The following is a 24,075-nucleotide window of genomic DNA, read 5'->3' on the forward strand; positions in this document are numbered from 1 at the left end:
CCCGGACGTACGGTGCGAGTCGACCGGCTGGAAGAATCCTCTCCCGTGAAGACGTTCGAGGAGTTGTTCGCCGAGCTGCAGGCCAAGGCCGCCGCCGGCACCCCGGGCTCGGGCACCGTCGCCGCCCTGGAAAAGGGGGTGCACTTCATCGGCAAGAAGGTCGTCGAGGAGGCGGCCGAGTCGTGGATGGCCGCCGAGCACGAGGGGCCGGAGCGCACCGCCGAGGAGATCTCCCAACTGCTCTACCAGGTCCAGGTGCTGATGCTCGCCAGTGGTCTCGACCTCAAGGACGTCTACCGACATCTGTGAGTGCCCCCACCCGTTGATCGCCATCCGGATCGAAGGAGCACTCCGTCATGTTGCGTGTCGCCATCCCCAACAAGGGCACCCTGGCCGAGCCGGCCGCCCAGATGCTGCGCGAGGCGGGCTACCGCCAGCGCACCGACCCCAAGGACCTCGTCTGCCGGGACGAGCCCAACGACGTCGAATTCTTCTACCTGCGCCCCAAGGACATCGCCACCTACGTCGGCTCCGGTGACCTCGACCTCGGGATCACCGGCCGGGACCTGCTGATCGACTCGGCCGCGCCGGCGGAAGAGGTCGTCGACCTCGCCTTCGGCCGGGCCACCTTCCGCTTCGCCGCCCGCCCCGACGACATCGCCTCCGTCCAGGACCTCGGCGGGCACCGGATCGCCACCGCGTACCCGGGGCTGGTCGAGCGGCACCTCGGCGAGGTGGGAGTCAAGGCCGACGTGATCCGCCTCGACGGTGCGGTGGAGAACGCCGTACGCCTCGGTGTCGCCGACGTGATCGCGGACGTCGTGGAGACCGGCGCCACCCTGCGCCAGGCGGGCCTCGTCGTGTTCGGGGAGCCGCTGCTGCGCTCCTCGGCGGTGCTGGTCCGGCGTGCCGGTGCGCCCGCGAACGCGCAGGCCGAGCAGTTGCTGCGCCGCCTGCACGGTGTGCTGGTGGCCCGCCGCTACGTGATGCTCGCCTACGACGTGCCGGCCGGCCTGCTGGACCGCGCCAGCGGGCTCACCCCGGGCATCGAGTCGCCCACCGTCTCGCCGCTGCACCGCGAGGGCTGGGTGGCGGTGCAGGCGATGGTGCTCCGCGACGACGTCCACCGGATCATGGACGAGCTGTACGAGTTGGGCGCCCGCGCCATCCTCGTCACCAACATCCACGCCTGTCGCCTCTGACCGGTTCGTCCGGCGGGCCGCCCGGCGCTTGATCAACTCGGGTTCGCTGAAACGGGGGTGTCCGCGCGCCAGGACACCCCCGTTTCACGAAGCCCGAGTGGATCTGTCGCGTCCTGGAGCGGGTGTGAGGCGAGGAACCTCTGGCGGCCGTGCCCCGACCGGGAAGATCGCGCTCGATCATTGAAGTAGTGGTGTCGATCTCGACGGAGGCCACTAGATCCTGGATCGAGCACGATCTTGAGGCCTCGGGCGTGGACCCCTGCGAACCGGGCCCGGGTTCGGGGGTGGGCTCGCGGTGGTGGCTCGGCGGGTGGTGCGTTTGATGGGCGGGTGCGGGTGGCAGACTGGTGGGGTGAGTGAAACCGAACTGGTCCGACTGAAGCCCCGCCGCATCCGCGTGGTCTGCTGGTCGGCGGCGGTTGCGCTGGTGGTGGTGTTCGGTCTGGTCGCCACCTCGCTGAGCGGGCCGACCGGCGACGGTTACGGCAGCTTCCAGCGCGGCGACCAGATCGCCATGGTCGGCCTGGGCATCTTCGGGGCGCTGGGCTTCCTGCTGTTCACCCGTCCGCGGGTGGAGGCGGACGCGCGTGGCGTCCGGGTGCGCAACATCATCAGCTCCTACGAGCTGCCCTGGGAGGTTGTCCGGGGAGTCCGGTTCGACCGGGGCGCGCCGTGGGCCAGCCTGGACCTGCACGACGACGACCTCCTGCCGATGATCGCCCTCCAGGCCGCCGACAAGGAGCTGGCCGTCGACGGGGTCCGTGCGCTGCGGCGACTGCACGAGGCACACCAGGCCCGCCTCGCCGAACGCGCCCTCGGCCGCTGACCCGCACCTGACTGCGCGGCTCCGAGTCGGCGTCTGCGTCGCGTCGCGGCGTGTGCCCGCGCCTGCCGCGCACCGTCCGGTCGGACCGCCCCGCCCCGACGCGCCCGCCCTTACCCCATCGGCAAGATCTGGACAACTTCCCCGAAACTGCTGTCTCGGCGTCGCCGGAGGCAGCACTTTCCGGGAAACTGCGCGGATCTTGGCCGGCGCCGGCCCGACCCGCCCGAGCGCGCCCGACCCGCCCGGCACGACCGAGCGCGACCGGCGCCTTGACCTCAGGTGGTGCCCGGTTTGGGGGTGGACGGGGCGCCGGTGTAGTGTTGTCGAGTCGACCAGGCTGTCTCCGCGTGCGAGCAGACAGCCTTGAAAGCGGAGCGCCTGCTCCCACCCGAGTCGCCGCTACGGTGGCCGGGTCCGGTCACCGGTTCCGGGCATGTCCCGGCGCCGGATGCGCGATCCTGTGATCGTGCTGACCGGTCGAGCGGGCCCTGGCATGCGCCGGGGCCTTCTGCTTTTCGGGTTGGTTCCCATCCGGGGGCCGCGGGGGTCGGCACTGAGCAGAAGCGACTCGAGGAGGCCCCATCAGCGTCGAACCACGCGTGAACGAGCAGATCCGGGCACGTGAGGTCCGACTGGTCGGCCCAGAGGGTGAGCAGGTGGGCATTGTCCCGCTGGAGCGCGCTCTTCAGCTGGCCGCGGACGTCGATCTGGACCTGGTCGAGGTTGCGCCGATGGCGCGCCCGCCGGTGTGCAAGCTCATGGACTTCGGCAAGTTCAAGTACGAGAGCGCACTCAAGGCGCGCGAAGCGCGGCGTAACCAGCAGCAGACCGTCATCAAGGAAATGAAGCTTCGACCGAAGATCGACCCGCACGACTACGAGACCAAGAAGGGTCACGTGGTGCGGTTCCTCAAGGCGGGCGACAAGGTCAAGGTGACGATCATGTTCCGCGGTCGCGAGCAGAGTCGTCCGGAGCTGGGTTACCGGCTTCTGCGTCGACTCGAATCCGAGATCACGGAACTGGGATACGTCGAGGCCGCTCCGAAGCAGGACGGCCGAAACATGATCATGGTTCTCGCTCCGCATCGGGCCGTCAAGGCCTCCGCGGTCGCCGCCACGGCGTCCCGCGGTGGACCTCGGGACCGGGCAGGGGACGAGTCCGCCGCTCCGGAAGCCGATGAGACCGCAGCGGTCGGCGAGACCGCAGCAGCCGGTGACACCGGCCTCGCCGCCGATACCAGCGGCGAGTAACAGGGGAGAGACGTTCCACATGCCGAAGATGAAGAGCCACACGGGTATGGGTAAGCGGGTCAAGGTGACCGGCAAGGGCAAGATCGTTGCCCAGCAGGCCGGCCTCCGTCACAACCTGGAGAAGAAGCCCTCCACCCAGACCCGCCGGCTGACCGGCACGGTCGTGCTGGCCAAGGCCGACGTCAAGCGCATCAAGAAGCTGCTCGGCCGCTGACGCGCGCCACCTTTACGTAATAAGGAGTTGAGATGGCACGCGTCAAGCGGGCTGTGAACGCCCAGAAGAAGCGTCGTACCCTGCTGGAGTCCGCGAGCGGTTACCGCGGTCAGCGCTCCCGGCTGTACCGCAAGGCCAAGGAGCAGGTGCTGCACTCGATGCAGTACGCCTACCGGGACCGTCGCGACCGCAAGGGCGACTTCCGGCAGCTGTGGATCCAGCGGATCAACGCGGGTGCCCGGGCCAACGGGATGACCTACAACCGCCTGATCCAGGGCCTGCGTCTGGCCGGCATCGAGGTCGACCGCAAGATCCTGGCCGACATGGCTGTCAACGACGCCGCCTCTTTCGCGGCGATCGTCGAGCTGGCCCGGGCCGCGGTCACGGCCGAGGGCACCGGCGGCGCGGCGGCTCAGGCCGCCTGATCCCCACGCACCAGAACGAGGCGTCTCCCGCGTCGGCACCGCCGTCCGGGGGGCGCCTCAATCGTGCCGGAGGAGCGCACACCATGGCTTTCACCCCGCGTACCCCCAGGGTTGTCGCCGCCCGCCGGCTGCAACGCCGCCGGGACCGCGACGCCGCCGGCCGGTTCCTTGCCGAGGGCCCACAGGCGGTCCGCGAGGCCCTCGCGCGGCCGGGGGTGGTCACTGAGCTGTTCGGTACGCCCGCCGCCCTCGACCGGCACCCGGAGCTGGCCGCCACGGCGGCCCGCGCCGACGTGCCCGTCTCCGAGGTCACCGACGATGCCCTCGCCGCGCTGACCGAGACCGTCGCCCCGCAGGGGCTGGTCGCCGTCTGCCGGCACCTCGACGTGTCGCTGGAGCAGGCCCTCGCGGGTGCGCCCCGGCTGGTGGCGGTGCTCGCCGAGATCCGCGACCCGGGCAACGCCGGCACGGTGCTGCGCACCGCCGACGCGGCCGGCGCGGGCGCGGTGGTCTTCGCCGGCGACGCCGTCGACCCGTACAACGGCAAGTGTGTACGCGCCTCCGCCGGCAGCCTCTTCCACCTCGACGTGGTGCGCGCCAGCGACCCGGTCGCGGTGGTCGACGCGCTGCGCGCCGCCGGGCTGTCGATCTTCGCCACCACGGGGTACGGCGACGACGACCTGGACGACATGACCGACTACGGTCGGCTCGTCGGGCCCACCGCCTGGCTGTTCGGCTCGGAGGCGCACGGCCTGCCCGAGGAGTTGACCGCCGCCGCCGACGCCCGGGTGCGGGTGCCGTTGTACGGGCGCGCGGAGAGCCTCAACCTGGCTGCCGCAGCGGCGGTGTGCCTGTACGCTTCAGCGAGAGCACAGCGCTGAGGGCGATCATGCCCGGCGCGACTGACAGCAGGGGAGAGCGTCCGCCCATGAACGCGCCACGGCGTTCGTTTAGCCAGCCCGCCGGTGTCGGCGGGCGGCGGGCCTGACCTGCTCCCTGCACAACTCCTACCGGCGGGCTGCGGCACAGCCGCGCGTCCGTAGACTCGCTTAGCCGCCCCCGGTGAGGGCTGGCGCCGCCGTGAGGGAGTGCCCGTACGCCATGAGCTACCGCAACGATCCGTACGACCCGAAGCAGGTTGCCCTGCTCGACCCCGCCGCCCTGGACGAGGCTGTCGCGGACGCCACGAAGGCGTTCACGGCCGCCGCCGACCCGGACGCGTTGACCGCGCTGCGCTCGGTGCACCTGGGTGACCGGTCACCGGTCTCCCTCGCGCGCCGGGAGATCGGCGCGTTGCCGCCGGCCGCGAAGTCCGACGCCGGCAAGCGGGTCAACGAGGCCCGCCGGGCGATCGAGACCGCGTACGCCGACCGCGCCGAGGTGCTGGAGCGCGAGCAGGCCCAGCGGGTGCTTGTCGAGGAGCGGGTGGACGTCACCCTGCCCTTCAACCGGCGTCCCCGGGGCGCCCGACACCCGCTGAGCGTCCTGATGGAGTCGATCAGCGACCTGTTCGTCGGGATGGGTTACGAGGTGGCCGAGGGGCCCGAGGTCGACCTGGAGTGGGTCAACTTCGACGCGTTGAACATCCCCGCCGACCACCCGGCGCGCGGGTTGATGGACACGTTCCACATCGCACCAGAGGGTTCCGGCCTCGTTCTGCGGACCCACACCTCGACGGTGCAGACCCGCACGATGCTCAGCCGCAAGCCGCCGATCTACGTGATCGTGCCCGGGCGCGTCTACCGCACCGACGAGATCGACGCCACGCACAGCCCGGTGTTCCACCAGGCCGAGGGTCTGGTGGTGGACAAGGGCATCACGATGGCGCACCTGCGGGGCACGCTCGACCACTTCGCCCGGGCGATGTTCGGGCCGGAGGCGAAGACCCGGTGGCGGCCGCACTACTTCCCGTTCACGGAGCCGTCGGCGGAGTTCGACGTGTGGTTCCCGGAGCACCGCGACGGCCCGCAGTGGGTCGAGTGGGGCGGCTGCGGCATGGTCAACCCGCGGGTGCTGCGCGCCTGCGGCGTGGACCCGGAGGTCTACTCCGGATTCGCCTTCGGCATGGGCATCGACCGGACCCTGATGGTCCGGCACGGGGTCAGCGACATCCGCCATCTCTTCGAGGGCGACGTGCGGTTCAGCCGCGCGCTCGGGACCGGGGCGTAGGCGATGCGGGTACGAGACACGGGAACGGTGGTCTGAAGTCATGCGAGTTTCTGTCAGTTGGCTGCGGGAGTACGTCGACCTCCCCGCCGACCTGCCCACCGGTGACCTGGAGCAGGCCCTGGTCGACCTCGGCATCGAGGTCGAGTCCGTGGTGGACCTGCGCGAGAGCGTCACCGGTCAGCTCGTCGTCGGTGAGGTCCGTGAGATCGAGGAGCTCACCGGCTTCAAGAAGCCGATTCGCTTCTGCCGGGTGGACGTGGGCGCCGCCAACGGCACCGGCGAACCGCAGGAAATCGTCTGCGGGGCGCGTAACTTCGCCGTCGGCGACCGGGTGGTCGTGATCCTGCCCGGCGGTGTGCTGCCCGGCGGGTTCGCGATCGGTGCCCGCAAGACGTACGGGCACAACTCCGCGGGCATGATCTGCTCGGCGAAGGAGCTGGGCCTCGGCGACGACCACTCCGGCATCATCGTGCTGGGGCCGGACGTGACGGCCAAGCCGGGCGACGACGCGCGCCCGGTGGTCGGCCTCGACGACGTCGTGCTCGATCTGGAGATCACCCCGGACCGGGGGTACGCGCTGAGCCTGCGCGGTCTGGCCCGGGAGCTGTCGCACGCGTTCGACGTGCCGCTGCACGACCCGGCCCTGGCGCCCGCGCCGAGCGGCACCGAGACGCCCGCGTACCCGGTGGAGGTCCGCGACACGGTCGGCTGCGACCGGTTCACCGCCCGCCTGGTCCGGGGCGTCGACCCGAGCGCCCCCACCCCGTCGTGGATGCAGCAGCGGCTGGTCACCGCCGGCATCCGCAGCATCTCGTTGCCGGTGGACATCACCAACTACGTGATGTTGGAGCTGGGCCAGCCGATGCACGCCTTCGACGCCGACCGGGTCGTCGGGCCGCTGGTGGTCCGCCGCGCCGAGGCGGGGGAGAAGCTGACCACCCTGGACGGTGTCAACCGGGTGCTCACCGCCGACGACATGGTCATCTGCGACGACACTGGGCCGATCTCCCTCGCGGCCGTGATGGGCGGCGAGACCAGCGAGGTCGTCACCGGCACCACCACCAACGTGCTCTTCGAGGCGGCGCACTGGGACCCGGCGATGGTCGGGCGCACGGCCCGCCGGCACAAGCTGTTCAGCGAGGCCGCGAAGCGCTGGGAGCGGGGCGTCGACCCGGCCGTGGCGCTGGTCGCGTTGGAGCGTGCCGTGCGGCTGCTCACCGAGCACGGTGGTGGCACCCCGGGCGCGGAGGTCCTGGACATCGACCACGTCCGGCCGCGTACCCCGATCAGCCTGCCGGCGGACCTGCCCACCCGGCGGGTCGGCGTGGAGTACCCGCCGGCGCGGGTGGTCGCCCTGCTGGAGCGGGTCGGCTGCACCGTCGCGCAGGGCGTGGACCGGTTGTCCGAGGACCCGGGCGCGGTCGGTGTGGCCAGCGGCGCCGGGACGGCGCTGAGTGTCACCCCGCCGACCTGGCGGCCCGACCTGACCGACCCGGCCGACCTGGTCGAGGAGGTGGTCCGCCTCGACGGGTACGACCGGGTGCCGTCGGTGCTGCCGACCGCGCCTCCCGGTCGCGGCCTGACCCCGCGGCAGCGTCGGCGCCGGGCTGTCGCCGGGTCGCTGGCCGAGCGGGGGTACGTGGAGGTGCTCGCGCACCCGTTCGTGTCGCCGGAGCTGGCCGACCATCTCGGCCTGGCGGCCGACGACCCGCGTCGGCCCGCCGTGCGGCTGGCCAACCCGTTGTCCGAGGAGGAGCCGCTGCTGCGCACCACGCTGCTCGGCCCGCTGCTCGGCATCCTCAAGCGCAACCTCGGTCGGGGTCACCGCGACCTCGCCCTCTACGAGATCGGCGCGGTCTTCCACCCGCGCGTCGGTGCCGGCAGCCCGCCGGCGATGGGCGTGGACCGGCGTCCCACCGACGCGGAGTTCGCGGCCGCTGACGCGGTGGTGCCGGCGCAGCCGGTGCACGTCGCGGTGGTGCTCGCCGGCGACCTCGACCCCGCCGGTTGGTGGGGTGCGGGTCGACCGGCCGGCTGGGCGGACGCGATCGAGGCGGCCCGTGACGTGCTCGACGCCGCCGGGATCCCCGGCGAGCGGGTCGAGGTGCGCGCCGCCGAGTACGCACCGTGGCACCCGGGCCGCTGCGCCGAGCTGCGGGTCGACGGCGCGGTCGTCGGGCACGCCGGTGAGCTGCACCCGGTGGTGGTCGCGGCGCTGGAGCTGCCCCGGCGCACCTGCGCGATGGAGCTGGACCTCGACGCGTTGCCGCCGACCCCGGTGACGCCCGCGCCGACGGTGTCCGGCTTCCCGCCGGCACTGATCGACGTGGCCCTGGTGGTGGACGACTCGGTGCCGGCGGAGCAGGTGCGCCGCGCGCTGGAGGCGGGCGCCGGTGAGCTGCTGGAGGACGTGCGGCTGTTCGACGTGTACTCCGGCGCGCAGCTCGGTGACGGTCGCCGGTCGTTGGCGTACAAGCTGACCTTCCGGGCACCGGACCGGACGCTCACCGTCGAGGAGGCGGTCGCGGCACGGGACGCGGCGGTCGCCGTCGCGGCGGAGCGCCTCGGCGCGACCCTGCGCGGCGCCTGAGGGGGCCGGTGCGGAGATGACTCGCGGTGGCCACCGTGTTCGCGGTGGCCACCGCCGGCGTGCCATGGGTCCGTTGGCACCTGCCGTCGGTCGACTTGTGACGCGACCACCTGTCGCGCTGTGTCACCGAACAGCCGCACCGCGTGCCCTATCGTCCGAAAGGGCACCGGTCACGGCATGTTTGGTTACCCGCGAGTCACCTCCGAGCGGTTAGCCTGCTTGGATTCCGGCGACCACCGGAAGGCACCCCCCACCCCCATGGGAGTTGATCCATGTCCGAGGACCAGGCCGCGCAGGTCACGACGTCCGACGTCTGCATCGTTGGCGGTTGCGGTCGGGTGGGTCTGCCGCTGGGCATCGCCTTCGCCGCCCGCGGCCTCTCCGTCGTGTTGTACGACATCAACGCCGAGGCGGTGGCCACGGTGAATGCCGCGCGGCTCCCGTTCGCTGAGCCCGGCGCGGCGGAACCGCTGACGGAGGCGGTCGCGGCCGGGCGGCTGCGGGCGACCACCGATCCGTCCAGCGTGGGTGGCTCCGAGCACCTGGTGGTGGTCGTCGGAACGCCGGTGGACGAGCACCTCAACCCGGATCTGGGCGCGGTGCCCCGGGCTCTGGAGCGGTGCGCCGAGCACCTGCGCGACGGGCAGCTCGTGGTGCTGCGCAGCACCGTCTACCCGGGAGTGACGGCGCTGACCGAGAAGCTGTTGGCCGGCAAGGGCATTCGCGCCGATGTGGCGTTCTGTCCGGAGCGGATCGCCGAGGGCCGGGCGATGACCGAGCTGTTCGCGCTGCCGCAGATCGTGGCGGCTCGGACCCCGGCGGCGCTCGCGCGGGCGGAGAAGCTCTTCCGGCACCTGACCGAGCAGATAGTGCCGCTGGAGCCCGAGGAAGCGGAGCTGGCGAAGCTGTTCACCAACACCTGGCGTTACATCAAGTTCGCCACCGCCAACCAGTTCTGGATGATGGCCAACGACTTCGGGCTCGACTTCGCTCGGATCCGGCACGCGGTGGCGTACGACTACCCGCGCGCGGCGGATCTGCCCATGCCCGGCTTCGCGGCCGGGCCGTGCCTGTTCAAGGACACCATGCAGTTGGCCGCCTTCAACCGGAACAACTTCGTGCTCGGCCACTCGGCCATGTTGATCAATGAGGGACTGCCGCTGTACCTGGTGTCGCGGTTGGAGGATCGGTTCGACCTGTCCGAGATGACGGTCGGCATCCTCGGCATGGCGTTCAAGGGCGGCAGCGACGACCCCCGGGAGAGCTTGGCGTACAAGCTGCGCAAGATCCTGGCGCTGAAGACCCGCGAGACGCTCTGCACCGACCCGTTCGTGGCCGACGAGCGCTTCGTCGACCTGGACGAGGTGCTACGCCGGGCCGACCTGCTGGTCATCGCAGCGCCGCACGAGCAGTACGCCCGGCTGGAGACGGACACACCACTGATCGACATGTGGGGGCTGACCGGTCAGGGCGTGCGGGTGTGACGCCGCGCGTGTCGGTCATCGTCCCGGTCTACAACGAGGGCGAGGCGATCGTCCGCTGTCTGGAGCGGATGCTTCGGGAGATGCTGCTCCCGGCCGAGGTGCTCATCGTGCACGACATGCCGGAGGACACCACAGTGCCGTACGCCGAGCAGATCGCCCGAAAGGATCCTCGGGTCCGGGCGGTGCTCAACACCTACGGCCGGGGGCCGGCGAACGCGATCCGCTTCGGCGTCGACGCCGCCCGGGCCCCCGTCGTGGTGGTCACCATGGCCGATGGCTGCGACGACCCGCGCCAGATCGACGAGCTCGCCCGACTGGTTGACCGGGGTGTCGTGGTGGCCGCCGCTTCCCGGTACATGCCCGGGGGGCAGCAGGTGGGCGGGCCTCGGTTGAAGCGGTTGATGTCCCGGTGGGCTGGGCGCAGCCTCTACACCTTGGCGCGGGTCGGCACCCGGGATGCCACGAACAGCTTCAAGGCGTACGACACGGCCTTCGTCCGGCAGGTGGGCATCGAGTCTCGGACCGGATTCGAGATCGGCCTGGAGTTGACCGCCAAAGCCACCCGGCTGCGACTGCCGGTGGCCGAGATCCCGACCATCTGGTTGGACCGGCCACTGGGAGAGTCCCACTTCGACCTGGGTCGGTTCCTCCCGGGTTACCTCCGCTGGTACTTCTTCGCCTACGGTCGGCGGCTGAGCCGGGCGAAGCTCGGCGACCGCACCCTCGCGCCGGCCCTGCCGGCCCCGCGCGACCCGCAGGACAACAGCACCGAGTACGAGAAGACGGCTTAGGAGCGCACGTGGCGAAGGTCCTGGTAACTGGTTCGGCCGGATTCATCGGCGGCTACCTGGTCGAGGAGTTGCTGGACCGAGGCCACGACGTGGTCGGGGTCGACAATTTCTCGAAGTACGGTCCGGTGACCCACAGCTACGACGACCATCCCCGCTACCGGTTCGTCGAGGGTGACGCCCGCGACGTCGACCTGCTCATCGGTCTGTTGGACGGCTGCGACCACCTGGTGGCCGGCGCGGCGATGATCGGCGGTATCTCCTACTTCCACGCGTACGCCTACGACCTGCTCGCCACCAACGAGCGGATCATGGCGGCGACGTGCGACGCGGCGATCCGGGCGCATCGGGAGGGGCAGTTGACCAAGGTCACCTACCTCTCCTCCTCGATGGTCTTCGAGTCGACCGAGCACTGGCCGAGCCGGGAGGGTGACGAGCGGCGTATCCCACCGCCGCTGTCGTCGTACGGGTTCCAGAAGCTGGCCGTGGAGTACTACGCCCGCGCCGCCTGGGAGCAGTACCAGGTGCCGTACACCATCGTCCGGCCGTTCAACTGCGTCGGCGTCGGCGAGGGTCGGGCGCTCGGCCAGGCCGAGGTGCTCTCGGGCAACGTGAAGCTGGCCATGTCGCACGTCGTTCCGGACCTGGTGCAGAAGATCGTCAAGGGGCAGGATCCGTTGCACATCCTGGGCGAGGGCAACCAGGTGCGGCACTACACGTACGGCGGCGACCTCGCGCGGGGGATCGCGACCGCCGTCGAGCACCCGGCCGCGCGGAACGACGACTTCAACCTCTCCACCCAGGAGTCGACCAGTGTGCTGGAGTTGGCCGAGCTGATCTGGCACAAGATCAAGGGTCCGGACGTCGCGTTCCGGTACGTCTGCGACGAGCCGTTCCGCTACGACGTGCAGAAGCGTGTGCCGGACGTGACCAAGGCCCGGGAGGTGCTCGGGTTCACCGCGACCACCTCGCTGGACGTGATGCTCGACGAGGTCGTCCCCTGGGTGACCCGGGCCGTCGAGGAGGGCCGGCTCTGACCTGTCAGGTCCCGTTCCGCGCTCGCTGTCCGGTCCGTGTCGCCGACCCGGGCCGGACGTGCCGGGCCCCGCTCGCATCATTCTCATGCAGCGCTCTGTATGAAGTTGCAGTGGGATGGTGGTCGCTGTAACCTTCGCTGCATAGTCATGCGGAGGTGGGTATGGGGATCCGAGTCGCGGTCGCCGGTGCGAGCGGTTACGCCGGGGGTGAGTTGCTGCGCCTGGTCGCCGGGCACCCGGAGTTCGACCTGGTCGCCGCCACCGCGCACAGCCAGGCCGGGCACCGCGTCGACGCGGTGCATCCGCAGCTCACCGGGCTCGACCTGGTGCTCGGCCAGACCGACCCGGCAACGCTCGCCGACGCGGACCTGGTCTTCCTGGCCCTGCCGCACGGCGAGTCGGCGGCCCTCGCGTCCCAGTTGCCCGCCGAGGTGCGCATCGTCGACCTGGGCGCGGACCACCGGCTCGCCGACCCGTACGCCTGGGCGCAGTACTACGGCGGCACGCACGCCGGGCAGTGGACCTACGGCCTGCCCGAGCTGCCCGGCCAGCGGGAGCTGATCGCCGGCTCCACCCGGGTGGCGAACACCGGCTGCTACGCCGCCGCGATCACCCTGGCGCTCGCGCCGCTGATCGCCGACGGCGCGGCCAGTCCCGCCGACGTGGTGGTCGTGGCCGCCTCCGGCACCTCCGGCGCGGGTCGGGCGGCGAAGCCGCACCTGCTGGCCAGCGAGGTGCTGGGCGACCTGTCACCGTACCGGGTCGGCACCCACCAGCACGTGCCGGAGATCAAGCAGGCATCCGGCGCGACCGGCCTGTCGTTCACGCCCGTGCTGGCGCCGATGCCGCGCGGCATCCTGGCCACGGTCACCGCGGTGCCGGCGCGCGGTGTCGACCCGCAGCAGGTGCTGGCGCAGGCGTACGCCGACGCGCCGTTCGTGCACGTGCTGCCGGAGGGTCGCTGGCCGCACACGGCCGCCACGCTGGGCTCCAACTCGTGTCACCTGCAGGCCACCGTCGACGTCGACTCGGGCCGGTTGATCGTGCTCAGCGCGTTGGACAACCTGGGCAAGGGCGCGGCCGGTCAGGCCGTGCAGAACGCCAACCTCATGCTCGGCCTGCCGGAGACGACGGGCCTGTCGATCTGGGGAGTCAGCCCATGAGTGTCACCACCCCTCGGGGGTTCCGCGCGGCCGGAGTGGCCGCGGGCCTCAAGGCCAGTGGTGGCGCGGACGTCGCGCTGGTGGTCAACGACGGCCCGGACGCCGGTGTCGCCGGTGTCTTCACCACCAACCGGGTCAAGGCCGCGCCGGTGCTCTGGAGCCAGCAGGTCGTGCAGGGCGGTGTGGTCCGCGCGGTGGTGCTCAACTCCGGTGGCGCCAACGCCTGCACCGGGCCGGCCGGCTTCCAGGACACCCACGCCACCGCCGAGCACACCGCCGCCGCGCTGACCTCGGTCAGCCCACGGTTGATCCTCGGCGCCGGTGAGGTGGCGGTCTGCTCCACCGGGTTGATCGGTGAGCGGTTGCCGATGCCGAAGCTGCTGCCCGGTGTCCGCTCCGCGATCCGGCGGTTGTCCCGCGACGGCGGCGTGGCCGCCGCCGAGGCGATCATGACCACGGACACCCGGTCGAAGACCACTGTGGCCCGGGGCAGCGGCTGGACGGTCGGCGGCATGGCCAAGGGCGCCGGGATGCTCGCGCCGGGAATGGCCACCATGCTCTGCGTGCTGACCACCGACGCGGTGGCCGGACCGGCGACCCTGGACGAGGCACTGCGCGCGGCGACCCGGGTCACCTTCGACCGGGTCGACTCCGACGGCTGCATGTCCACCAACGACACCGTGTTGCTGCTGGCCAGCGGCGCGAGCGGCATCGAGCCGACTCCGGCCGAGCTGGCCGCCGCCGTCACCGCGGCCTGTCACGACCTGGCCCAGCAGCTGGTGGCCGACGCCGAGGGGGCGACCAAGCAGATCGCCATCGACGTGGTGGGCGCCGCCGACGAGGACGACGCGGTCGAGGTGGGCCGAACGGTTGCCCGCAACAACCTGGTCAAGACCGCGCTGTTCGGCAACGACCCCAACTGGGGTCGGATCCTCGCCGCCGTCGGCACCACCGCCGCGGCGTTCGATCCGGACGAGGTGGACGTGGCGGTCAACGGGGTGTGGGTGTGCCGGGGCGGCGCCGCCGCCGAGGACCGCTCGAAGGTCGACCTCAGCGGGCGGGACGTGACGATCCGGATCGACCTGCACGCGGGCACGTCGGCCGCGACGATCTGGACCAACGACCTGTCCCACGCGTACGTGCACGAGAACTCGGCGTACTCGACGTGAGCGCGAGGAACGCAGCGCAGCGGAGTCCCGCAGTCGCGAACGAAAGGCCGGTGCGGTGAGTCTCAGCAGCGACCTGGCTCGCGCCCAGGTCAAGGCGGAGACGCTGATCGAGGCGCTGCCCTGGTTGGCACGCTTCTCCGGCTCCACCGTCGTGGTCAAGTACGGCGGCAACGCCATGACCGATCCCGAGTTGCAGCGGGCGTTCGCGGCCGACATGGTCTTCCTGCGCTACGCGGGCCTGAAGCCCGTCGTGGTGCACGGTGGCGGTCCGCAGATCTCCGCCATGCTGGGCCGGCTCGGCATCGCCAGCGAGTTCCGGGGTGGCCTGCGGGTGACCACCGCCGAGGCGATGGACGTCGTTCGGATGGTGCTGGTCGGGCAGGTCGGCCGCGAGCTGGTCGGGCTGATCAACTCGCACGGCCCGTACGCCGTGGGCCTGTCCGGCGAGGACGCCCGGTTGTTCACCGCTGTGCGCCGCCCTGCGTACGTGGACGGGTTGCCGGTCGACGTCGGCCAGGTCGGTGACGTCGAGTCGGTCGACGTGTCCGCGGTGACTGACCTGATCGAGGCCGGTCGGATCCCGGTGATCTCCACTGTGGCGCCGGACGTGGACGGGGTGCTGCACAACCTCAACGCGGACACCGCCGCCGCCGCGTTGGCCATCGCGTTGCGGGCCCGCAAGCTGGTCGTGCTCACCGACGTGGCCGGCCTGTACGCGGACTGGCCGGAACCGACCAGCCTGGTCTCCGAGATCGCCGCGGACGACCTGGCGAAGCTGCTGCCCAGTCTGGAGTCGGGGATGGTGCCGAAGATGGAGGCCTGCCTGCGCGCGGTGCGTGGGGGAGTGCCGGCCGCGCACGTCGTCGACGGTCGGGTGGCGCACTCGACGTTGCTTGAGGTTTTCACCTCGGAAGGGTTCGGAACGATGGTGGTGCCGGGAGACGGGATGGTCGTGTCGTGAGCACGTTGGCGCAGCGCTGGAAGCAGTCCATGATGGACAACTACGGCACGCCGCCGCTGGCGCTGGTCTCCGGCGCCGGTGCCGTGGTGGTCGACGACGCTGGTCGCGAATACCTGGACCTGGTCGGTGGCATCGCGGTGAACGCCCTCGGTCACGCCCACCCGGCCGTGGTGGCGGCGGTGTCGAAGCAGATCGCGACCCTCGGGCACGTCTCCAACCTCTTCGTCGCGGAGCCGCCGGTGGCCCTGGCCGAGCTGCTGTTGGCGCTCGCCGGCCGGCCCGGCCGGGTCTTCTTCTCCAACTCGGGCGCGGAGGCCAACGAGGCGGCGTTCAAGCTCTCCCGGCGTACCGGCCGCACGCACGTGGTGGCCACCAGGGGCGGCTTCCACGGTCGCACCATGGGCGCGCTCGCGCTGACCGGTCAGCCGGCCAAGGCCGATCCGTTCCGGCCGCTGCCCGGCGAGGTGACGCACGTCGACTACGGCGACGTCGCCGCCCTGGAGGCGGCCGTCTCGGACGCCACCGCGATGCTGATCCTGGAGCCGATCCAGGGTGAGAACGGTGTGGTCGTCCCGCCGGCCGGCTACCTGGCCGCGGCCCGGCGGATCACCGCGCGGCACGGCGCGTTGCTGGTTCTCGACGAGGTGCAGACCGGCATCGGCCGCACCGGGCACTGGTTCAGGCATCAGGCCGAGGGCGTGGAGCCGGACGTGGTCACCCTGGCCAAGGGTCTGGGTGGCGGGCTGCCCATCGGTGCCACGCTGGCCTTCGGCCCGGCCGCCGACCTGCTCACCCCCGGCTCGCACGGCACCACCTTCGGCGGCAACCCGGTCAGCTGCGCGGCGGCGCTCGCCGTGGTGGCGACCATCGCCAACGAGGGCCTGCTCGACAACGTCAAGCGGGTCGGCGAGCGGCTGCGCCGCGGCATCGAGTCGCTGGGCCATCCGCTGATCGCCGGCGTACGTGGCGAGGGGCTGCTGCTCGGTGTGGCGCTCACCGCGCCGGTGGCGGCGGTGCTCGCCGAGGCACTGCGGGAGGCCGGCTTCCTGGTCAACCCGGTGCAGCCGACACTGCTCCGGTTGGCCCCGCCACTGATCCTCACCGCCGCGCAGGTGGACACCTTCCTCGCCGCGCTGCCCGCCGCACTGGACGCGACGACCCCGGCGGCCGCCGGCCCGGCGGGCGAACCCTCCACGCTGACCACCACGACGGGGACGACTCGATGACCCGGCACTTCCTGCGCGACGACGACCTCTCGCCGGCCGAGCAGTCCACGGTCCTCGACCTGGCGGCGCGGATGAAGGCGGACCGGTTCGGTTACCGGCCGCTGGTCGGCCCCCGCTCGGTGGCGGTGCTCTTCGACAAGCAGAGCCTGCGGACCAGGATCTCGTTCGACGCCGGCATCGCCGAACTGGGTGGGCACCCGCTGGTCGTGGACACGCAGGTCACCCACTTCGGCCGGGGCGAGGCACTCGCCGACGCGGGGCGGGTGTTGTCCCGCTACGTCGCGGCGATCGTGCTGCGCACCCACGGCGACGACCGGATCGCCGAGGTCGCGGCGGGCGCCAGCGTGCCGGTGGTCAACGCGCTCACCGACGGCTTCCACCCGTGCCAGCTGCTGGCCGACCTGCTCACCATCCGGGAGCGGTGTGGCGGCACGGCCGGTCGCACCCTGACCTACGTGGGGGACAGCGCGAACAACATGGCGCAGTCGTACCTGCTGGCCGGGGCGATGGCCGGCATGCACGTCCGGGTCGCCGGGCCGGCCGGGTTCGCGCCCGACCCGAGCGTGGTGGACGCGGCGGCCCGGATCGCCGCCGAGACCGGCGGGTCGGTGCGGGTGCTGACCGACCCGGCCCAGGCGGTACGCGACGCCGACGTGCTCGCCACCGACACCTGGACCTCGATGGGGCAGGAGTCCGACGGGTTGGACCGGATCACCCCGTTCCTTCCGTACCAGGTCAACAAGGAGCTGCTCGGTCAGGCCGCACCGGACGCGATAGTGCTGCACTGCCTGCCGGCGCACCGCGGTGAGGAGATCACCGACGAGGTGCTCGACGGCCCGCAGAGCGCGGTCTTCGACCAGGCGGAGAACCGCCTGCACGTGCAGAAGGCGCTGCTCACCTTCCTGCTGGACACCGCGACGGGGGAGTCCCGATGACCGCACCGTTGACCCGCGCGGCCCGGCACGCCCGGATCGTGGAGCTGATCCGCGACAAGGCGATCCGGTCGCAGACCGAGCTGGCCGACCTGCTCGCCTCCGACGGCGTCGGCGTCACCCAGGCCACCCTCTCGCGCGACCTGGAGGAGCTGGGCGCGGTCAAGGTGCGTGGCGGCGACGGCCCGGCCGTCTACCTGATCCCCGAGGACGGCAAACGACCGTTGCGCGACGCCGAGGCCGCACCGGCCCGGCTGATGCGGCTGCTGCACGAGCTGCTCAACGGCGTCGACTCCAGCGGCAACATCGCCGTGCTGCGTACCCCGCCGGGCGCAGCCCAGTACCTGGCCAGCGCGTTGGACCGAGCGGGCCTGCCCGAGATCGTCGGCACCATCGCCGGCGACGACACCATCCTCGTCGTGGCCCGCGAGGCCGTCGGTGGGGCTGCGCTCGGCGAGAAGCTCGCCGGCTGGGCCCGACGGGAAGACAACGTTGAAGGGAACACCGCATCATGACCGAGCGGGTCGTGCTCGCGTACTCCGGAGGGTTGGACACCTCCGTCGCCATTCCGTACCTGGCCGAGCAGACCGGTGCCGAGGTGATCGCGGTCGCGGTCGACGTCGGTCAGGGCGGCGAGGACCTCGACGCGATCCGGCAGCGTGCCCTGGACTGCGGCGCCGCCGAGTCGGAGGTGGTCGACGCGCGCGACGAGTTCGCCGCCGACTACTGCCTGCCGGCCATCCGGGCCAACGCCCTCTACATGGACCGCTACCCGCTGGTGTCGGCGCTGTCCCGGCCGCTGATCGTGAAGCACCTGGTGGCGGCTGCGCGCAAGCACGGCGGCACGATCGTGTCGCACGGCTGCACCGGCAAGGGCAACGACCAGGTCCGGTTCGAGGTGGGCCTGAACGCGCTCGCCCCCGACCTGAAGATCATCGCGCCGGCCCGGGACTTCGCCTGGACCCGGGACAAGGCGATCGCCTTCGCCGAGGAGAAGGGGCTGCCGATCGACGTGTCGGCCAAGTCCCCCTACTCCATCGACCAGAACCTGTGGGGTCGCGCGGTGGAGACCGGCTTCCTGGAGGACATCTGGAACGGCCCCGTCGAGGACCTCTACTCGTACACTGCCGACCCGGCGCTGGACCGCGACGCCGACGAGGTCGTGATCACCTTCGACGGCGGTGTGCCGGTGGCGATCGACGGTGAGACGGTCACCCCGTACCAGGCGATCCTGGAGCTGAACCGGCGCGCCGGCGCCCACGGCGTCGGCCGGCTCGACATGGTCGAGGACCGCCTCGTGGGCATCAAGAGCCGCGAGGTGTACGAGGCGCCCGGTGCGATCGCGCTGATCACCGCCCACCAGGAGCTGGAGGCGGTGACCGTGGAACGCGACCTGGCTCGGTTCAAGCGGACCGTAGACCAGCGCTGGGGCGAGCTGGTCTACGACGGCCTGTGGTTCTCGCCGCTGAAGGACTCGCTGGACGCGTTCATCGACGACGCGCAGCGGCACGTGAGCGGTGAGGTGCGGATGACCCTGCACGGCGGCCGGGCCACCGTGACGGGTCGACGCTCCGAGGCGAGCCTCTACGACTTCGGGATGGCCACCTACGACACCGGCGACACCTTCGACCAGTCGCTGGCCAAGGGCTTCGTGCAGTTGTGGGGCCTGCCGAGTCGGATGGCCGCCGCTCGGGACGCCCGGCTGGGCGGTGGCGGACAGTGACACGTGCGAGCGCGCGGAGTGAGAGAGCGCAGCGAGTGAGCCCCGCAGTCGCGAGCGAAAGGCAAGCAGAGCAATGATGGGCGGCGTGGACGACAAGAGCCTGACCGAGAACAGTGCCGCCACCAACCGGACGAGCCTGTGGGGTGGCCGGTTCGCCGGCGGCCCCGCCGAGGCGCTCGCCCGACTGTCGGTGAGCGTGCAGTTCGACTGGCGCCTGGCCCCGTACGACATCGCTGGTTCCCGGGCGCACGCCCGGGTCCTGGCCGGCGCCGGCCTGCTCGACCCGGAGGAACTGGGCCGCATGCTGGCCGCGTTGGACGACCTGGAGGCCGCCTGCGCCTCCGGGACGTTCCGCCCCACCATCGAGGACGAGGACGTGCACACCGCGCTGGAGCGCGGTCTGCTGGAGCGCCTCGGCAGCCTCGGCGGCAAGCTGCGCGCCGGCCGGTCCCGCAACGACCAGGTCGCCACGGACCTGCGGCTCTATCTGCGGGACCACGCCCGGGGTGTGGCCAGCCGCCTCGTCGAGCTGGCCGAGGCGCTGGTCGAGCAGGCCGAGCGGCACATCGACACCGCCGCGCCCGGCATGACCCACCTCCAGCACGCCCAGCCGGTCACCTTCGGGCACTGGTTGCTCGCCCACGTGCAGCCGCTGCTGCGTGACCTGGAGCGTCTGCGTGACTGGGACCACCGGGCGGCGGTCAGCCCGCTCGGCGCGGGCGCCCTCGCCGGCTCCGGCCTGCCGCTGGACCCGGTGGCCGTGGCGAAGGAGCTGGGCTTCCGTACGTCGTTCGCCAACTCGATGGACGCGGTCGCCGACCGGGACTTCGTCGCCGAGTTCCTCTTCACCACCGCGATGATCGGGGTGCACCTGTCCCGGCTCGGCGAGGAGGTGGTGCTCTGGACGTCGCACGAGTTCGGCTGGGTCGAGCTGGACGACTCGTTCGCCACCGGCTCGTCGATCATGCCGCAGAAGAAGAACGCGGACATCGCGGAGCTGGCGCGCGGCAAGTCCGGGCGCCTGGTCGGTGGCCTGGTGACCGTGCTCACCATGCTCAAGGGTCTGCCGATGACCTACGACCGGGACATGCAGGAGGACAAGGAGCCGGCCTTCGACGCCGTCGACACCCTGGAGCTGCTGCTGCCGGCCCTGGCGGGAATGATCTCCACGATGTCGGTCCGGGTGGACCGCCTCGTCGCCGCCGCCCCGGTCGGCTTCTCCCTCGCGACCGAGGTCGCCGACTGGCTGGTCCGGCGCAACGTGCCGTTCCGGGACGCGCACGAGATCACCGGCCGGCTGGTGGCGCTCTGCGCGGCCCGGGAGTGCGAGCTGAACGACGTCTCCGACGAGGACCTGGCCGCGATCAGCGAGCACCTCGACCCGTCGGTGCGCGACGTTCTCTCGGTCCGTTCGGCCCTCGCGGCCCGCACCACCCCCGGTTCCACCGGCCCCGGCCCGGTCGCCGATCAGCTCGCCGACGCGGCGGACCGGCTGGTCGGCTGGCGGGAGTGGGCCACCGAACGGGTCGTTCCGCGCTGACCTCGTCGCGGCGTCGGCGGGTTCCGCCGGCGCCGCGGCTGGTTCAGGCCGTCGGGCGCTCCCGCTTGGGGAGCTTGGCAACCACCATGTCGTACGACGCGTCGACCGCCTCGGTCAGCTCGTCGGCGTCGATCCCGCCGTTGAGACGCAGCGTGTTCCACCCGGACCGACCGATGTAGGCCATCACCCGGGCGTCGTCGGGGTGCCGGTGCAGCCACTCGTCGGCCACCTCCCGGGTCGGCCCGCATTTGAGGCCGACCGTCGGTTCGCCGCCACCGTTGCCGAGGAACGCGAAGATCCGGCCGCCCACCTTCACCACCTCGTCGCCCTCCCACGGCTGGTCCAGCCACGCCCCCGGCTTGGCCAGGCAGTACGCCAGCATGTCCGCGCGCTCCATGGGTGCCTCCTCGTCGTGCGAACAGTGTGCCCGCCGAATCGCCGTCGCACGAGCGCCGTGCCGATCCCGCCCGATCCACCCCGGTCTCGGCCCCGCCCGCTCTCCCGCCCCGGCCCGCCCGCCCCGGCCCGCCCGGTCCCGCCCGGCAAGATCGTGCCCGATCCAGGATCTAGTGGCCTCCGCCGGGATTGAGGCCACTACTTCCATGTTCGAGCACGATCTTGCACGTACGAGCGCGGTCAGCCGGTCTGCTCGGCCGAGCGGGCGGCGACCCGCTCGTAGCGCTGCCGGGCCGCCTGTGCGCTGCCCAGCCCCAGCCCGTACGCGATGGCCTGCCAGGTCAGCCCCCGGTCGCGGGCCAGCGTCATCAGGCCGGCCTCCAGCGCGTCCAGCTCGGCGCGGACGTGCGGCAGCAGGGTCAGCGCGGCGGTCAGGTCGGCGGCGTCGACCGCCTCTTCCGTCGGCTCCCGCTCGGCCCCGCCGGCAGCGAGGGCGGTGACCAGTGCGACCGCCTCCCACGGGTCCAGCACGTACGGGTGGGCCCAGCGCGAGCGCTGTGCGTCGGTGCCGGCGTGCCGGTCGCTGATCCGCTGGAGTGCCTCGTGGGTGCGGTGGGCGCGGGCGTGGGCCGGGTGCGGCGCGGTGAACGGGTCGCTCGTCGTCATGTCCCGAGCACACACCAGCAACACAACATTGTCAACACAATGTTGAAAACGGTGGGCGGTTGGTGCGTGGCGATCGCCGCCGGTCTGGGTACCGTCGAGCCATGGACCTGTTGCCCGGTGACCACGCCACCGACCCCGGCCTGGCGGCACTGGCCGACCTGCTCGCCGGCCCGCTGCTGCCGGCCGCGCGCGGGCTGCTGGGCTGCGAGCTGCACGCGGGCGGCGTCACCGTCCGGATCACCGAGGTCGAGGCGTACGCGGGCATGGCCGGGGACCAGGCCTCGCACGCCCACCGGGGGCGCACCCCCCGCAACGCGGTGATGTTCGGCCCGGCCGGGCACGCGTACGTCTACTTCACCTACGGCATGCACTGGTGCATGAACGTGGTGACCGGCGTCGAGGGGGAGGCCTCCGCCGTGCTGCTGCGCGCCGGGGAGGTGGTCGACGGCCTGGCCACGGCTCGCGACCGCCGGCCGGCCGTACGCCGGGACGTGGACCTGGCCCGTGGGCCGGCCCGGCTCTGCGCCACGCTCGGCATCGACCGCTCCGCGTACGGCGGGTACCTGCTGGGCGACGGTCCGGTCCGCTTGCGCCCGCCGACGCGGCCGGTGCCGCCGGGGACGGTGGTCGCCGGTCCGCGGGTCGGCGTGACCGGCGCGCATGACCTGCCGTGGCGGTTCTGGCTCGACGGCGATCCGACGGTCAGCGCGTACCGGCGACACGTGCCCCGCACCCGGCGCTGATCCCCGGGCGTGTGTCCCACGAACGTGTCGGGGGGTGTGGCCATAATCACCGCACCTGCTCACCGACGGTTCGGAGGACGTCATGCCAACACTGCTCGCGATCGGCACGGCCAAAGGATTGTTTCTCGCCACCAGCGCCGACGACCGGCGCAGTTGGGAGATCACCGGCCCGCACTTCCCGATGACCGGTGTCTATTCGGTCGCGGTCGACACCCGTCGCTCCACCCCGCGCCTGCTCGCCGGGGTGACCAGCTCGCACTTCGGGCCCAGCGTCGCCACCAGCGACGACCTCGGCGCCTCCTGGGACGAGCCCGACGAGGCGCCGGTCGCGTTCCCGGCCGACACCGGCGTCTCCCTCGGGCGGGTCTGGCAGTTGATGCCGGCCGGTCCCGACCAGCCGGACGTGGTCTGGGCCGGCACCGAGCCGTCCGCGCTGTTCCGGTCCACCGATGGTGGCCGCAGCTTCGAGCTGGTCCGCTCCCTCTGGGACCACCCGCACCGCCCCCAGTGGGAGGCCGGCTTCGGCGGCCAGGCCGTGCACACCGTGCTGCCCCATCCGCGTGACCCGGCCCGGCTGCTGGTCGCCATGTCCACCGGCGGCGTCTACCGCTCGGAGGACGCCGGGGCGAGCTGGGCGCCGGGCAACACCGGCATCCGCGCCTACTTCATGCCCGACGAGTGGCCGGAGTTCGGCCAGTGCGTGCACAAGGTCGCCCGGGACGCCGGCAACCCCGAGCGGCTCTACGCGCAGAACCACCACGGTGTCTACCGCTCCGACGACGACGGCCGCACCTGGTCCTCGATCGCCGACGGGCTGCCCAGCGACTTCGGCTTCCCGATGGTGGCCCACCCGGGGCGGGGCGGCATGGTGTGGACCTTCCCGTTGGTGGCCGACAGCGAGCGGTTCCCCACCGACCACCGCTGCCGGGTGTTCCGTTCCGCCGACGCGGGCGGCAAGTGGGAGCCGCTGTCGGTGGGGCTGCCCGAGGGGCCGTTCTATCCGGCGGTGCTGCGCGACGCGATGTGCGCCGACGAGGCCACCCCGGGTGGCGTCTACTTCGGCACCCGTTCCGGCGAGGTCTACGCCAGCCGCGACGAGGGTGACTCCTGGTCCCTGGTGGCCGCGCACCTGCCCGACGTGCTCTGCGTTCGCGCCGCGGCGGTCTGAGATGGTCACCGTGCTGCTGCCGGGCCCGCTGCGCGGCGAGGCCGGTGGTGCCAGTCGGCTGAGCGTGACCGCCGCCGGGACGCTGCGGGCGGTCCTCGACGAGGTGGCCGCCCATCATCCGCGGCTGTCCCGGCGCATCCGTGACGAGCGCGGCGAGCTGCGCCGTTACGTCAACGTCTTCGTCGACGGTGAGGATTGCCGGCACTCCGGCGGTCTGGCCACCCCGGTCGGCGACGACGCCGAGGTGCAGGTGTTGCCGTCGGTGGCGGGCGGCTGAGGGCGCGGCCGGTCGACACTCCGCGCGACCTGCCCACCCAGCAGGCCGCCGCCAGCGACGTCATGGCCGGCCGAGCGGGCGGCGAGGCCCCGTTCGGTCACGTCTGTCCGCTGTTGGGGGTGACCC

Annotated in this window: 25 protein-coding genes; 23 read left to right on the top strand and 2 right to left on the bottom strand. The window is 72.0% G+C overall.

Going from position 1 to position 24,075, the window contains the following annotated elements; genetic code table 11:
- The first annotated feature begins 45 nt into the window (after positions 1-45).
- The 20 genes from HNR22_RS30575 to argH all read left to right on the top strand — a co-directional run bounded on the left by HNR22_RS30575 (position 46) and on the right by argH (position 20,699).
- Entirely contained in the window at positions 46-309 is a 264-nt protein-coding gene (locus HNR22_RS30575) for a phosphoribosyl-ATP diphosphatase (protein WP_088947482.1), read from the top strand.
- 47 nt (positions 310-356) lie between these two features.
- A complete protein-coding gene (gene hisG / locus HNR22_RS30580; protein ID WP_179783289.1) occupies positions 357-1,202 on the top strand; it encodes an ATP phosphoribosyltransferase in 846 nt (281 codons plus the stop codon).
- A gap of 352 nt (positions 1,203-1,554) precedes the next feature.
- Complete coding sequence (locus HNR22_RS30585; protein WP_179783290.1) at positions 1,555-2,028, top strand: PH domain-containing protein; 474 nt, start codon at positions 1,555-1,557, stop codon at positions 2,026-2,028.
- A 599-nt stretch (positions 2,029-2,627) separates the two neighbouring features.
- The gene (gene infC, locus HNR22_RS30590; RefSeq protein WP_088947485.1) at positions 2,628-3,278 is read left to right on the top strand and encodes a translation initiation factor IF-3; all 651 of its coding nucleotides are present in this window, start codon (positions 2,628-2,630) and stop codon (positions 3,276-3,278) included.
- A 19-nt stretch (positions 3,279-3,297) separates the two neighbouring features.
- Positions 3,298-3,492: a 50S ribosomal protein L35 gene (gene rpmI, locus HNR22_RS30595; RefSeq protein ID WP_007458415.1), complete on the top strand. Its 195-nt coding sequence runs from the start codon at positions 3,298-3,300 to the stop codon at positions 3,490-3,492.
- A gap of 32 nt (positions 3,493-3,524) precedes the next feature.
- Entirely contained in the window at positions 3,525-3,917 is a 393-nt protein-coding gene (gene rplT / locus HNR22_RS30600; RefSeq protein ID WP_030488429.1) for a 50S ribosomal protein L20, read from the top strand.
- An 83-nt stretch (positions 3,918-4,000) separates the two neighbouring features.
- A complete protein-coding gene (locus HNR22_RS30605; protein ID WP_179783291.1) occupies positions 4,001-4,798 on the top strand; it encodes a TrmH family RNA methyltransferase in 798 nt (265 codons plus the stop codon).
- Positions 4,799-5,018: 220 nt separating this feature from the next.
- Positions 5,019-6,086 (top strand): phenylalanine--tRNA ligase subunit alpha, encoded by a 1,068-nt coding sequence (pheS, locus tag HNR22_RS30610; protein WP_088947488.1) that lies wholly within the window; start codon positions 5,019-5,021, stop codon positions 6,084-6,086.
- Between the two features lie 40 nt (positions 6,087-6,126).
- Positions 6,127-8,676 (top strand): phenylalanine--tRNA ligase subunit beta, encoded by a 2,550-nt coding sequence (pheT, locus tag HNR22_RS30615; protein ID WP_179783292.1) that lies wholly within the window; start codon positions 6,127-6,129, stop codon positions 8,674-8,676.
- Positions 8,677-8,948: 272 nt separating this feature from the next.
- Positions 8,949-10,160 carry a nucleotide sugar dehydrogenase gene (locus tag HNR22_RS30620; protein WP_179783293.1) on the top strand — a complete coding sequence of 404 codons (1,212 nt, stop codon included), beginning with the start codon at positions 8,949-8,951 and terminating at the stop codon, positions 10,158-10,160.
- The gene (locus HNR22_RS30625; protein ID WP_179783294.1) at positions 10,157-10,951 is read left to right on the top strand and encodes a glycosyltransferase; all 795 of its coding nucleotides are present in this window, start codon (positions 10,157-10,159) and stop codon (positions 10,949-10,951) included. Before HNR22_RS30620 ends, HNR22_RS30625 begins: the two co-directional genes overlap by 4 nt.
- A gap of 8 nt (positions 10,952-10,959) precedes the next feature.
- Positions 10,960-11,985 carry an NAD-dependent epimerase/dehydratase family protein gene (locus HNR22_RS30630; protein ID WP_179783295.1) on the top strand — a complete coding sequence of 342 codons (1,026 nt, stop codon included), beginning with the start codon at positions 10,960-10,962 and terminating at the stop codon, positions 11,983-11,985.
- A gap of 161 nt (positions 11,986-12,146) precedes the next feature.
- Positions 12,147-13,148, top strand: a complete 1,002-nt coding sequence (gene argC / locus HNR22_RS30635; protein WP_179783296.1) for an N-acetyl-gamma-glutamyl-phosphate reductase — start codon at positions 12,147-12,149, stop codon at positions 13,146-13,148.
- Complete coding sequence (gene argJ, locus HNR22_RS30640) at positions 13,145-14,317, top strand: bifunctional glutamate N-acetyltransferase/amino-acid acetyltransferase ArgJ (RefSeq protein WP_179783297.1); 1,173 nt, start codon at positions 13,145-13,147, stop codon at positions 14,315-14,317. Before argC ends, argJ begins: the two co-directional genes overlap by 4 nt.
- Positions 14,318-14,372: 55 nt before the next feature.
- Complete coding sequence (gene argB, locus HNR22_RS30645; protein WP_179783298.1) at positions 14,373-15,278, top strand: acetylglutamate kinase; 906 nt, start codon at positions 14,373-14,375, stop codon at positions 15,276-15,278.
- Positions 15,275-16,504, top strand: coding sequence for an acetylornithine transaminase (locus HNR22_RS30650; protein ID WP_179783299.1), 1,230 nt, complete (start codon positions 15,275-15,277; stop codon positions 16,502-16,504). The genes argB and HNR22_RS30650 overlap by 4 nt, the downstream gene beginning before the upstream one ends.
- Positions 16,501-17,439: an ornithine carbamoyltransferase gene (gene argF / locus HNR22_RS30655; RefSeq protein WP_179783300.1), complete on the top strand. Its 939-nt coding sequence runs from the start codon at positions 16,501-16,503 to the stop codon at positions 17,437-17,439. Before HNR22_RS30650 ends, argF begins: the two co-directional genes overlap by 4 nt.
- Positions 17,436-17,951, top strand: coding sequence for an arginine repressor (locus tag HNR22_RS30660; protein WP_179783301.1), 516 nt, complete (start codon positions 17,436-17,438; stop codon positions 17,949-17,951). Before argF ends, HNR22_RS30660 begins: the two co-directional genes overlap by 4 nt.
- Positions 17,948-19,159, top strand: coding sequence for an argininosuccinate synthase (locus HNR22_RS30665; RefSeq protein WP_179783302.1), 1,212 nt, complete (start codon positions 17,948-17,950; stop codon positions 19,157-19,159). Before HNR22_RS30660 ends, HNR22_RS30665 begins: the two co-directional genes overlap by 4 nt.
- 76 nt (positions 19,160-19,235) lie before the next feature.
- On the top strand, positions 19,236-20,699 hold the full coding sequence (gene argH / locus HNR22_RS30670; RefSeq protein WP_179783303.1) for an argininosuccinate lyase: 1,464 nt from the start codon (positions 19,236-19,238) through the stop codon (positions 20,697-20,699).
- A 43-nt stretch (positions 20,700-20,742) separates the two neighbouring features.
- On the opposite strand, the gene HNR22_RS30675 is transcribed toward argH, so the two are convergent.
- Together HNR22_RS30675 and HNR22_RS30680 are read right to left on the bottom strand one after the other, a co-directional pair.
- Positions 20,743-21,096, bottom strand: a complete 354-nt coding sequence (locus HNR22_RS30675; RefSeq protein ID WP_179783304.1) for an MmcQ/YjbR family DNA-binding protein — start codon at positions 21,094-21,096, stop codon at positions 20,743-20,745.
- Between the two features lie 239 nt (positions 21,097-21,335).
- Positions 21,336-21,761 carry a DNA-binding protein gene (locus HNR22_RS30680; RefSeq protein WP_179783305.1) on the bottom strand — a complete coding sequence of 142 codons (426 nt, stop codon included), beginning with the start codon at positions 21,759-21,761 and terminating at the stop codon, positions 21,336-21,338.
- A gap of 101 nt (positions 21,762-21,862) precedes the next feature.
- Here HNR22_RS30680 and HNR22_RS30685 point away from each other — a divergent pair, with 101 nt between their 5' ends.
- From HNR22_RS30685 to HNR22_RS30695, 3 genes are all read left to right on the top strand, one after another.
- On the top strand, positions 21,863-22,504 hold the full coding sequence (locus tag HNR22_RS30685; RefSeq protein WP_179783306.1) for a DNA-3-methyladenine glycosylase: 642 nt from the start codon (positions 21,863-21,865) through the stop codon (positions 22,502-22,504).
- A gap of 82 nt (positions 22,505-22,586) precedes the next feature.
- The gene (locus HNR22_RS30690; RefSeq protein WP_179783307.1) at positions 22,587-23,672 is read left to right on the top strand and encodes a WD40/YVTN/BNR-like repeat-containing protein; all 1,086 of its coding nucleotides are present in this window, start codon (positions 22,587-22,589) and stop codon (positions 23,670-23,672) included.
- Between the two features lies 1 nt (position 23,673).
- Positions 23,674-23,949: a ubiquitin-like small modifier protein 1 gene (locus tag HNR22_RS30695; RefSeq protein WP_179783308.1), complete on the top strand. Its 276-nt coding sequence runs from the start codon at positions 23,674-23,676 to the stop codon at positions 23,947-23,949.
- Positions 23,950-24,075: the final 126 nt, after the last annotated feature.

The organism is Micromonospora jinlongensis (assembly GCF_013410645.1).
Classification (GTDB): domain Bacteria; phylum Actinomycetota; class Actinomycetes; order Mycobacteriales; family Micromonosporaceae; genus Micromonospora; species Micromonospora zamorensis.